Source organism: Variovorax sp. 20P10.2.4 (genome assembly GCF_058244205.1).
Genome location: NZ_JBZAYE010000194.1, coordinates 1 through 11,684 on the forward strand (window position 1 = coordinate 1; position 11,684 = coordinate 11,684).

The 11,684-nt window shown below is 69.2% G+C and carries 7 protein-coding genes; 1 reads left to right on the forward strand and 6 read right to left on the reverse strand.

Translation table 11 applies throughout. From position 1 onward, the window contains the following. Positions 1-85: 85 nt before the first annotated feature. Positions 86-988, forward strand: coding sequence for a DMT family transporter (locus AC27VN_RS18935; protein ID WP_490877510.1), 903 nt, complete (start codon positions 86-88; stop codon positions 986-988). 90 nt (positions 989-1,078) lie between these two features. Here the strand turns inward: AC27VN_RS18935 and AC27VN_RS18940 are convergent, their stop codons facing one another. The 6 genes from AC27VN_RS18940 to AC27VN_RS18965 form a co-directional block, all read right to left on the reverse strand. Then, entirely contained in the window at positions 1,079-5,794 is a 4,716-nt protein-coding gene (locus AC27VN_RS18940; protein ID WP_490877511.1) for a LamG-like jellyroll fold domain-containing protein, read from the reverse strand. Between the two features lie 165 nt (positions 5,795-5,959). Continuing rightward, entirely contained in the window at positions 5,960-6,823 is an 864-nt protein-coding gene (locus tag AC27VN_RS18945) for a class I fructose-bisphosphate aldolase (protein WP_296795346.1), read from the reverse strand. A gap of 51 nt (positions 6,824-6,874) precedes the next feature. After that, entirely contained in the window at positions 6,875-7,855 is a 981-nt protein-coding gene (locus tag AC27VN_RS18950) for an aldo/keto reductase (RefSeq protein WP_490877512.1), read from the reverse strand. Next, the gene (locus AC27VN_RS18955) at positions 7,852-8,781 is read right to left on the reverse strand and encodes an ABC transporter permease (protein ID WP_208509805.1); all 930 of its coding nucleotides are present in this window, start codon (positions 8,779-8,781) and stop codon (positions 7,852-7,854) included. Before AC27VN_RS18955 ends, AC27VN_RS18950 begins: the two co-directional genes overlap by 4 nt. 107 nt (positions 8,782-8,888) lie before the next feature. Beyond that, on the reverse strand, positions 8,889-10,412 hold the full coding sequence (locus tag AC27VN_RS18960) for a sugar ABC transporter ATP-binding protein (protein WP_431510645.1): 1,524 nt from the start codon (positions 10,410-10,412) through the stop codon (positions 8,889-8,891). Then, a complete protein-coding gene (locus AC27VN_RS18965) occupies positions 10,409-11,461 on the reverse strand; it encodes a substrate-binding domain-containing protein (RefSeq protein ID WP_057592540.1) in 1,053 nt (350 codons plus the stop codon). The genes AC27VN_RS18960 and AC27VN_RS18965 overlap by 4 nt, the downstream gene beginning before the upstream one ends. Between the last annotated feature and the right edge of the window lie 223 nt (positions 11,462-11,684).

Sequence of the window (11,684 nt, forward strand, 5' to 3'; positions counted from 1 at the left end):
TCGGGCGCCCGGCACGCGCGCGCGGGCTGACGAGGTCGAGAGTCTCTCGACAGTTGCCGCGGCCGCGGCGCTGGAGGATGCGCGCATGACAAAGCACGCATCCCTCACCGGCGCCGGCATGGTGCTTGCCGCCGCCGCGCTCTGGGGCACCACCGGCACCGCCCAGAGCTTCGCTCCCCTGGACACGTCCCCCTTCTGGATCGGCACGCTGCGCATGGCGATCGCCACGCTGTTCTTCGCGGCCTTCATCGGCTGGCGACGGCAGCGCGGCGAGCCCATCGCGCTGTCGATGGCGCCGGCCACGTGGCACTGGGTGCTGCTCGCGGGGCTGTGCATGGCCGGCTACAACCTGAGCTTCTTCGCGGGCGTCAGGGCCACGGGCGTGGCCATCGGCACCGCGATCGCCGTGGGCAGCGGGCCGGCCTGGGCCGGATTGCTGCAGGCGCTCGTGTCTCGCACACCGCCCGCGCCGGCCTGGTGGGCGGGCACCCTGCTCGCGATCGGCGGTGGCGGCCTGATGGTGATGTCGGGATCGGGCGAAGGCTCGCGCGTCGATCTCGCCGGCCTGGCGCTGTGCCTGGGCTCGGGGCTCTGCTACGCCACCTACACGCTGGTCAGCCAGCGCCTGGTGCGCCGGTCGCCGCCGGCGACGGTCACGCTGTGGCTCTTCGCGACGGCCTCCGTGGCGGCCATGCCGGCCGCGCTGCTGATCTCCGGCCCCTTCTCGACCACGCCCGCGGGCTGGGTCCTCGTGGCCTACCTGGGCCTCGTGTCGACCGGCATCGCCTACCTGCTGTTCAGCCATGCGCTGCGGCACATCTCCGGCGCCTCGGGCGTCACGCTGGCACTGGCCGAGCCCGTCACGGCCTTCGGGCTCGCCCTGGTCGTGCTGCACGAGCGCCCGGGCCCCTGGGCCTTCGCGGGGCTCGCGATGGTGCTGGCCGGCCTGCTGATCGTGGTGTGGACCGAAGCGCGCCGGGCCCGGTGACAGCGCCCCGCGCCCGCTCCTGCCCATGGCCCGACGGACGCAAAAAAAAGCGCGCCCGCAGGCGCGCCCTCCCCGGTCAAGGCCGCCCGCTCAGGGCAGCTGGGTCCAGTTCTGGTTGTTGCCCCCGTTGCAGGTCCAGGTGATCAGCGCCGTGTCCTGCGTGGTGGATCCGTTCGGGACGTCGAGGCAGGATCCGGAGGCGCGGTTGCGCAGGGTCGAGCCGACCACCGTCCACTGCGTCGCATTGCCGGCCGTGCAGGCCAGTTGCACCACCGCGGCATTGGTGGTCGCGTTGCCGCTCTGCGCCAGGCACAGGCCGCTGTGCTGCGCCACGAACTGCACGTAGCCGCCGCTGCTGGTCACGGTGAACTTCTCGTTGGCGTCGTTGCCGCAGGGCCACTGCACCGCGGTGGCGCCGCTGGCGGTCGACACGCCCTTGATGTTCACGCACAGGTTGCTGGCGTCGGAGCGGATGCGCGCGACCAGCGGCGGCGCGGTGTCGAGCGAGCGCACGTACTCGCGCAGCGCCACCACGTCGGCCGGCGGCAGGCCGTTGGCGTTGCCGTGGCCGCTGTCGAGCACCGCCTGCAGCGAGGCGGCCTGGCCGTTGTGGAAGAACGAGGTCACGCTCCAGGTGCCCGACAGCGTCGGCGTGTCGAAGCCCACGCCCGCCAGCGGCTGGTTGCCGCCCTTGCCCGACGAGAGCTGGATCGTGCCCACGTCGTGGCGCTGGCCGTCGCGGAAGGTGCCGCCGGTGTGGCAGGTCGCGCACTGCGCGGTGTTGAACACCGTCTGGCCGCGCGCGGCCTCCACGCTGAGGTTGCCGTCGGCCGTGCGCGCCGGGCTGCGCATGAACTTGTCGAGCGACGACAGGTAGGCCGCGAGGTCGTCGAGCTGCGCGTTGCGTCCGGCCTTGGGCGTGCCCAGCGGATTGGAGGTGGCCGCGTAGTCGGCATTGCTCAGGAAGCCGGTGCCGCCGAACTCGTTGCGGATGTCGTTCTCGAAGTCCTGCACCTCGTCGAAGTTGGCGCTCCAGTGCAGCCGGCCGTGGCTCGTGCCGCGCCGCCCTTGCAGGCTGATGGTGCGGCGCAGGCCCTCGCCGCGCTGGGTGAAGTCCCACACCATGCCGTCGTCGCCGCCATCGGCATGGCAGCTCGCGCACGAGATGTAGTTGTCCTTGCTCATGCGCCGGTCGGCCGCGTTGTAGAACACCTGCTTGCCGCGCAGCGCGGCCGCGGCCAGCGGTTCGGTCGCCACGGTCTGCACGTTGCGCACGAAGACCGCCGCGTTGCTCTCCGAGGCCAGCACCGCCGCCACGTCGTGCACCGACACCGAGCGCGCGAGGAAGTTGTTGACGAACAGGCGCTTGCGCGCGGCATCGAGGAACAGGCCGTGCGGCGCGCTGCTGGTGTCGATCTCGCCGCGCACCGAGCGCGTGTAGGGATCGACGATCGCCACCCGGTTGCCTTCCATCTGCGCCACGAAGATGTAGTCGCCCGCGGGCGAGAACAGCGCGGCGCGCGCCGGCGCGCGGTCGTCGAAGTCGATCTGCTCGCCGGCCACGTGGGCCGCCGACTGCAGGTCGACCTGCGACAGGATCGAGCGCACGGTCTGGTCGTGCACCAGGTCGCGGCCGTCGCGGAAGCGGCCGCGCACGATGTTGTCCTTCTTCGAGGGCAGGATGGCGCGCTTGCCGTCGGGCGAGATCACGACCTGGCTCAGGTAGTTGGCCACGCCGCGCGCGCCGGCCTCGGTGTCCACGGTGGTGGTATCCACCGGCAGCGCGATGGTCGACAGCGCGCTCATCGAGGCCAGGTTGACCTTGTAGAGCTCGCCGCCGGTCATCTTCGACTTGAAGCGCGTGACGTAGGCGATCTGCGCATCGCCCGTGACCGCGATGCCGCGCACCGTGCCGTCGAGCGGCAGGATGGCCGTGACCGCGCCGGTGGACGGGTTGAAGCTCACGAGGCGCGACTTGCTCTCCAGCGTCAGCAGGCCCTTGGCGCCGTCGGGCGTGAAGACCACGCCGTAGGGACCGCTGCCGTAGTCGAAGGGCACGGTGACCGAGACGCTGCCGTCGGCGGCGTTGAGCGCGACCAGCTTGTCCTCGCCCTGCACCGCGACCCAGACCCGGCCGTCGGGGCCGAGCGCCAGCGTCTTGGCCTCGCTGCCCACCGACACCTCCCACAGCTTGGCCAGGCTCTGGGCGTCGATCGCCGCCACCGTGCCGCTGTCGGGATTGACCGCGTAGACCCGGTTCGCGTCGCCCGCGATGTTGCCGGTGTGCCGCGGCGCGCTCGCGGTGACGGGCGCGATGATGGTCACGTTGTAGGTGTAGTAGGTCTCGCGGCCCGCGCTGTCCTTCACCGTCAGGGTCACGGTGTAGTGGCCGGGCGTGGTGTAGGTGTAGCTGTAGCCGGCCTGGCTCGAGAAGGCCGTGACGGTGCCGTTGCCGAAGTTCCAGCGGAACTGCGCGCCGCCGCTGCCGAGCGTGGACGGGTTGAAGTTCAGCGTGCCGTTGACCACCTTGGGCCCGCTGCCGATGCCGGGGTCGCCGATGACCGCCTGGCCGCGCAGGGTCGCGACCTCGGCGTCGCCGAGCACGCGGTTGAACACCCGCACGTCGGCCAGCGTGCCCTTGAAGAAGTCGGCATTGCCCTGGATCTGACCCAGCCACTGGAACTTGTTCGCGAGGCCCTTCACGCCGGTGAGGCCGCTCGAGCTGGTCTTGGCGCCGTCGATGTACATGGTCTGCGCGCCCGAGCCCGCGTCGCGCGTGAGCACCACGTGGTGCCAGTTGCCGTCGTTGACCGGCGAGGTCGAGCGCGTGCCCGGGTTGTTGGTGGCCGCGTTGGCCACCGACAGGTTGAGCCGGCCGGTGTTGTCGAGCCAGCCCCAAAACACGTCGTCGGCACCGCCCGACTGGTCGCGCCCGAAGATGCCGGGCGCGGTCCAGGCGTTGGCGCTGCCGTTCTGCGTGGTCTTCATGTAGAAGCTCAGCGAGGCGGTGCCGCCCAGCACGGTGGCCACGCTGTCGTTCTTGAGCTGCACGCCGCCCGCGCGGGTCGCGAAGTTCAGGCCGATGCTCTCGAAGGCGTCGCCACTGGCGGGCGTGCCGTCGTTGTTCGAGATCGGGTCGCTGAGCTTGCCGTTGAGCGCCCAGTGGTAGCTCAGGCCCACCTCGGCCGCGTTGCCGGTGTTGAAGGTGGACTTGAAGTCGGCGCCGATGGCGTTGCCCGCATAGTCCTTCACGCCGTTGGCCGGCAGGAACACCTCGTAGCTGGTGCCCGGCTGCAGCGGCTGCGTGGGATGGAAGTTGACGATGCCGAGCTGCACGCTGTAGGTGCCCGCGAGCGTGTTGCCGCCCACGGGCCGCACGATGAAGGTGTTGGCGTTGACGCTCTCGGGCCGGATGTTGTCGGTCATGCCCAGGCCGATGCGCGAGGTCAGCGCCTGCTGCTTCGCGCCGTTGGCGGGGGAGACCTGCTTGACCTCGGGCCGGGTGGTGTCGGGGTCGACCTGGTGCACGACGAATCCGCTGCCCGAGCCGTGGTCGTTGCCCACGAACACGAGGTTGCCGAACATCGCGACCTGGCCGTTGTCCGAATGCGAGAAGTTCGGATCGTCCTCGCGCAGGATGCTGCCGCGGCCCACTTCCACGTGATTGAGCGGATTGCTCACGTCGACCTTGTGGATGCGCGTCTGCGCGCCCTGGATCACGTAGTGGTCCTGCGTGGCGCAGTACAGCTGCTCGTCGATGACCAGGCGGTTGTCCTCGGCCACGAATTTCGAGCGGTCGCTCAGGTCGTAGCTGTACATCTTCGCGCCGCTGTTGCGGGTGGAGACATGCAGGTTCCGGCCGTCGAAGCAGGTCGCATAGTAGAACGGCGTGGTGCCCACGATGGAGTCGAGCACCTTGGGATTGAGCGGATCGGAGATGTCGAGGCTCGCGAAGCCGCCGTTGCTCTCCATCGCGGTCAGCACCATGTGGTTGCCCATCGTGAAGATCGGGCCGATGCGAAAGCCGCCGAGTTCGCCGGTGGACACCGGGTTGGCCTTGCCGGCGCCGCGGTTGGCGAGCACGGCGTTCGCGGGATCGGCGGCATCGACGATGAACATGCCACGACCCGCAGAAGCCACGTACAGGTAGGGCGCCTGCCACCAGAGCTGCCAGGCGACGTTCTCGTAGTCGCCGGCGTTGACGCCGGGCAGCGCCAGCTTCTTCACCTGCTTGATGTCGTTGACGTCGGTGAAATCCCAGAACTCCACGCCGTTGATGCTGGGCAGCACCACGTAGGTCTTGTCGCCGATCCGCGCGGTGCCGAAGGAGTGCGTCTCGCGGAACTCGCTGGTGCGCCCCTCGGGCTCGTAGATCTTCTTGACGAGCCGGAGCTGGCGCGGGTTCGACACGTCGTACAGCAGGAAGCCGCCCGGGCCGAGGCCGCTGTCGGGGGCGAAGGACGTGAGGAAATAGCCGTTGACCATGATGCCGGCGTTCATGCCGTAGTCCTTGCGGCCCGGGTAGGTGGCGGGCACCTCGCGCGACTCGTTGGCGTTGCTGTGCGCGGGGTCGAGCGGATGCGCCGGGCTGGTGATCACCGACACCGGCTTGAACAGTTCCTCCGAGGTGTAGGTGAGGTTGCCCAGCCCCGGCCCCTGCAGCGGGAGGGGATCGGCGACGGCCTCGGACACCGCGGTCGCCATGTTGCCGAGGGTCGTCATCGGACTGACCCCGGTGATCGCCGCGTGCGTCAACAGGGTGACGAACGGCACCATCAATGCCATCAGGTAATACCGGATCTTCATCGTTTGCCTCCAAGTGTTGTTGGAAGTTCGCAGGGGAATCTGCTGACTCGTTCTTCTCTGGCTCGAATCACGACATGCGCGCGCAGCGCGCACCCCGGCGGGCGACGGGCGTCGCCTGCCGTGACGAAAAAAAACCTGTTCGCCGGAAGCCGCGCCGAACCCGGGCTATCGGCTTCGCACCGCGCCGCCCGATTCGTAGAGGGCCCAGGCCGCTTCCGCGCTGGCGCCCTCGTGGATCATCGCCATCAGCGCGCTCACCACCGCGGACGGATTGGCGTGCTGGTAGACGTTGCGCCCATAGACCATGCCCACGGCGCCCTGGTCGAGCAGCACGCGCGAGCGCGCGAACACCTGCTGCAGGTCCTCGCGGCCGCCGCCGCGCACCAGCACCGGGCAGCGCGCGGCCTGCACCACGCGATGGAAGTCCTTCGGGTCGCTGGTCGGGTCGGCCTTGACGATGTCGGCGCCCATCTCGCGCGCGAGCCGCACCAGGGTCACGATCTTCTCGGCATCGCCGTCGACCATGTAGCCGCCGCGGCCCGCGCCGTGCGCCTGCATCACCAGCGGCTCGATCATCAGCGGCATGCCGTAGCGGTCGCAGTCGGCGCGCACGCGCGCGATGTTCTGCACGCACTGGCGGAACAGCTCGGGCTCGTCGGGCAGCATGAACAGGTTGACGACCACGCAGGCCGCGTCCATCTGCACCGCGGGCAGCACCGGGTCGTGCTCGTTCTGCAGCACGGCCCACATCGAGCGGTGGCGCGTGGCGTTGTAGGGATTGCCCATGTCCAGCCGCATCACGAGCGCCGGCCGCTCGCGGCCCGGGCGCAGCTGCAGCAGGTCGGCCTGGCCGTAGTTGAGCTGGATCGCATCGGGCGCCGCGGCCACCAGGCGGTCGATGACGCCCGGCATGTCCTCGAGCCCGTCGAGGAAGCTGGGCTCGTTGCACACGCCGTGATCGAGCGCGATGTCCAGGCCGCGGCCGGCCTTCAGCAGGCGGGCGATGCGGACCTCTTTGCCTTTCGACATACGAAAGAACTCCTTGAAGGTGGAAGATGGTTCGAGGGGGCGGGACGCGTCTCAGCCGAGCGCGCCCAGGTGCCGCTTCGCGGCGGTATCGATCTGCAGCAGCGCGTCGGCGCCGAGCGCGAGCGTGCCGGCCGCGGCGTTCTGGATCGCCTGCTGCCGGTTGCGCGCGCCGCACAGCGAGAGCGAGACGGCGCCGTGCTCCAGCGTCCAGGCGATCATCATTTCGGAGAACGAGCAGCCCAGCGCGGCGCGCAGCGGTTCGAGGTCGGCGAAGAAGGCCGCGAGCCGCGCGCGGTTGTCGGCGCTGAAGCGCGGATTGCTCGCGCGCTGGTCGTCGCCCGTGAAGGCGCGCGCGGGATCGATCGGCCCCGCGAGCAGGCCCAGCGCGAGCGAGGAATAGCCCATCACCGCCACGCCATGCTCCTTGCACAGCGGCACCAGCGTGGCCTCGATCTCGCGGTCGATCAGGCTGTAGCGCTCCTGCGCCGCGTCGACCGGCCCATGGCGCAGGTACTCGGCGAGCGTGGCGGCATCGATGTTGCTCACGCCGATCGCGCGGATCTTGCCCTGCTTCTTCAGGTCGAGCAGCGCGCCCATGGTCTCGGCCACCGGCGTGGTGGCGTCCTGCCAGTGCGTGATGTAGAGGTCGATGTAGTCGGTCTGCAGGTTCGCGAGACTCTGCTCCACTTCGTACGCGATCGCATCGCGGCCGAGGTAGCGGTAGACGGGATGGCCGTCCTCCTCGAAAAAGTGCGTGCCCTTCTGCGTATGCCACACCAGCCCGCACTTGGTGGCGATCACGGCCTCGTGGCGCCGGCCCTTGAGGGCAGTGCCCACCAGCCGTTCGGAGCGGCCCAGGCCATAGGCCGGCGCCGTGTCGATCAGCGTCACGCCCGCGTCGAGCGAGGCCTGGATCGCCAGCGTCGCGCCCGCGTTGTCGCCGCCGCCCCACATCCATCCGCCCATGGCCCAGGTTCCCAGGCCGATCGCCGAGCAGCGTATGCCCGACGGTCCCAGCGTCGTCGTCTTCATCTCTTGGTCTTCCTCACGTTGAGCAGGTGGTCGATGGTCACGGCCACGAGCAGGATCAGTCCCTTGATCACGTCCTGCCAGTAGGGCGAGACGTCGAGCAGGATCAGCGAGCTCGTCACCACCGACAGCAGCGCCAGGCCGAGCACCGCGCCGAGCACGGTGCCCGAGCCGCCCTTGAGGCTGGCGCCTCCGATCACGGCGGCGGCGATCACGTTGAGTTCCATGCCCATGCCGAAGGTGGGCGTGGCGGCGCCGAAGCGCGCGGTGTAGATCACGCCGGCCAGGCCGGCCGAGGCCGAGCACAGCACCGTGACCCAGAACTTCACGCGGCCCACGCGGATGCCCGAATAGAGCGCGGCCTTCTCGTTGCTGCCGACGTAGAACACCTTGCGCAGCAGCGTGGCGCGGCGCAGCACGAAGTCGCTGATGGCGACGATCGCGACGAAGATCAGGATCACGGCCGGGATGCCGAACAGCGTGCCCTGGCCGATGAACTTGAACTCGGCCGGCAGCGAGAACAGCGACTGCGGCGTGCCCTGCGTGAAGGCCAGGCACAGGCCGCGCACGATCACCATGAAGGCCAGCGAGGCGATGAAGTGGTTCAGCCCGATGCGCGTGACGCAGCCGCCGATCATGGCGCCGATCATCGCGCTGGCACCGATCGCCATCGCGCTCGCGAGCCAGGGGTCGACGCCCATGAGGAACAGCTTGCCGGTGATCACCATCGCGAGGCACACCACCGAGCCCACCGAGAGGTCGATGCCGCCCACGATCAGCAGGATGGTCATGCCGACCACCACGATGCCCTCGATCGAGAACGACAGCAGCATCGCGCGGATGTTCTCCCAGGTGAGGAAGTACGGCGACGCGAAGCTCATGCCCACGCACAGCACCGCGATGATCAGCAGCAGGCCGGCCTCGCGCATGCTGCCGAGTCGGAAGGGAAGGTTCACGGCGTCTCCTTTGGCCCCCGCGGCCGTGCCGGTGCCGGCGGTGCTCGCGGGGTTGGTGCCGTCTATTCTGAATTGGTAGCTCACTGCATCTCCTGTTCGCCCAGTCCCGAGGCCAGCCGCAGCAGGCCCTCTTCCGTCATCTCGGCCGTGCCGAGCTCGCCGGCCAGCCGGCCTTCGCGGATCACCAGCGCGCGGTCGCACAGGCCGATGATTTCCGGCAGTTCCGACGAGATCACGATCACCCCCACGCCCTGGTTCGCGAGCGCGCGCAGGATGTGGTGGATCTCGGATTTCGCGCCCACGTCGACGCCGCGCGTGGGCTCGTCCATCAGCAGCACCGACGGCTTCGTGGCCAGCAGCTTGGCGATCGCCACCTTCTGCTGGTTGCCGCCCGACAGGCTCGCGACCTCGATCGCCACGCCGTCGGACTTGAGGTTGAGCTGCGCGCCGAGGTCCTGCGCCAGCTTGCGCTCGGCCGCGCGTTCCATCAGGCCGAAGCGCGAGCTCACGCGCCGCAGCGCCATCGCGCAGACGTTCTGCGCGATCGGCAGGTCGAGGAACACGCCCGCGGCCTTGCGGTCCTCGCTGAGGTAGGCGATGCCGTGGCGCAGCGCGTCGGCGTACTTGCGGATCGCGAGCGTCTTGCCGCCGAGCCGCACGCTGCCGCGCCGCGCGGGCCGCAGCCCGCAGACCGTTTCGGCGAGTTCGCTGCGCCCGGCGCCCATGAGGCCCGCGATGCCGAGGATCTCGCCGCGCCTGAGCGCGAAGGAGATGCCCTGCACGCGCTCGCCGTCGGCGATGTCGTCGACCTGCAGCAGCGTCTCGGGCGCCTCGGGTAGCGTGGCGCGCGGCGGGTAGTAGTTGCCGAGGTCGCGGCCCACCATGCGGCGCACCAGCTCGTCGGGCGTGGTGCCCGCGAGCGCGCCGCAGTGCACGTTGCGCCCGTCGCGCAGCACGGTGGCGCGGTCGCAGTTGGCGAAGATCTCGGCCATGCGGTGGCTGATGTAGATGATGCCGATGCCCTGTGCCTTGAGGTCGTGCAGCACGCGGAACAGCGCGGCCGACTCGAGCTCGGTGAGTGCGGCCGTGGGCTCGTCGAGGATCAGCACCTTGCAGTCGAGCGTGAGCGCCTTGGCGATCTCCACCAGCTGCTGGCTCGAGATGCCGAGCTCGTCGACGCGCGCGGCCGGGTCGATGTCCTGGCCGAGCCGGCGCAGCACCTTGGCGGCGCGCGCGTTGAGGCCGCCGTAGTCCATGAAGGCGCGGCCGCCCGCGTTGATCTCGGGCATGAAGATGTTCTCGGCGACGGTGGCGTCGCCGCACAGCGCGATCTCCTGGTGCACCAGGCCGATGCCCAGCCGCATGGCATGGGCCGGGCCGTCGATGCGCACATCCAGGCCGTCGAGCGCGATCGTGCCCTCGTCGGGCTGGTGGATGCCGTCGATGATGTTCATCAGCGTCGACTTGCCGGCGCCGTTCTCGCCGCACAGGGCGTGGATCTCGCCGGCACGCAGCGAGAAGTCCACGCCCGCGAGCGCGCGCGAAGCGCCGAAGCGCTTGCTGATGCCGCGCAGCGAGAGCAGCGGCTTCGGGTCGTCGCTCACTCGCCGATTCCCTTGGTGCCGCGGCGCGCCAGGTACTTGTCCCAGTAGAAGTCGTCGGCGTTGGCCTTGCTCACCACCGACAGGCCGTTGTCGAGGAAGGGCACCGACATCGGGTTGGTGCCGTTGCGCTTGGCGTCGTTCATCGGATCGATGAGCTGCGGGTTCTTGGCCAGGAACAGCATCATCATCCCCATGTAGCCCTGCATGCCCTGGTTGGGATTGATGGCGCCGAACACGTCGCCGGCCTTGATCATGTCGAGGATCTTGGCGTTGACGTCGCAGCACATCACGCGGATGTTCTTCTTCGACTCGATCTTGGCCTGCGCCGCGCCGAGCGCCGAGTTGGCCTCGGGCATGAACAGCGCGCCCAGGTTCGGGTTGGCCTGCGCGAGGCTCAGCACCGCCTGGTAGGCCTTGCTCGGGTCCTGGTTGCTGGCCGCGCGGCCCGCGAGCTTCATGCCCGGGTGCTTGGTCTTCATGCGGTTGACGAAGGCGGCGATGCGGCGGTCGTGGTTGTCCTGGCCCGGGTTCTCGAGCACCGCGTACTCGCCCTTGCCGCCGAGCGCGGCGGCGATCGCGTCGGCCGCCTGCGTGCCCTCGCGGTCGTTGTCGGAGGTGATGAACGAGGCGCGCTTGGAGTTCGGCGAGTCGGCCGCGAAGGTCACGACCGGGATGCCTGCCGCCACCGCGCGGTTGATCGGCTCGATGAACGGGTCGGGGTTCATCGGGTGCAGCAGGATGCCCGCGGGCTTGCGCGCCAGCTCTTGCTCGAAGGACGCGAGCTGCTTGTTCACGTCGTACTCGGGCGTGCCGGTGTAGCGGGTGCGCACGCCCAGCGTGCGGCCCAGCTGTTTCATCATTTCGTAGACCGGAAACCAGTACTCGACGCCCGAGACCATCACGTTCATCACGTAGACGTCGTTCGGGTTGCCGCGCAGGCCGGTGGCGGCCGGTGCAGCGGGCTGCTGGGCGAAGGCGCTGGAGCCGGCCAGGCCCAGGCCGGTGGTGGCTGCGGCGGCCGCCGCGGACTTCAGGAAATCTCTTCTCACTTCTGTCTCCTCGTGTTGCTCAGACCTGGCAGATGGGCCGCCTTGGAGGGTGGCTTTGGATCTCTTGTCGTCATGCATGTTGTCATGACAGGTCAGAATGTATGCGGCTCGTTTTGGCTGGAATACTAGGGGAAACGCTACTGCGATCTGAACCAAATTGCCCGAAGCTGTTATGACATGACAACGAACATCTACCTGGGTATAGACATGGGGTCGAGCAGCC

Bases quoted from the DNA above. Each gene is read 5' to 3' on its own strand.
- AC27VN_RS18935 (WP_490877510.1), top strand. From the start codon at position 86: ATGACAAAGCACGCATCCCTCACCGGCGCCGGCATGGTGCTTGCCGCC.
- AC27VN_RS18940 (WP_490877511.1), bottom strand. From the start codon at position 5,794: ATGAAGATCCGGTATTACCTGATGGCATTGATGGTGCCGTTCGTCACC.
- AC27VN_RS18945 (WP_296795346.1), bottom strand. From the start codon at position 6,823: ATGTCGAAAGGCAAAGAGGTCCGCATCGCCCGCCTGCTGAAGGCCGGC.
- AC27VN_RS18950 (WP_490877512.1), bottom strand. From the start codon at position 7,855: ATGAAGACGACGACGCTGGGACCGTCGGGCATACGCTGCTCGGCGATC.
- AC27VN_RS18955 (WP_208509805.1), bottom strand. From the start codon at position 8,781: ATGCGCGAGGCCGGCCTGCTGCTGATCATCGCGGTGCTGTGCGTGGGC.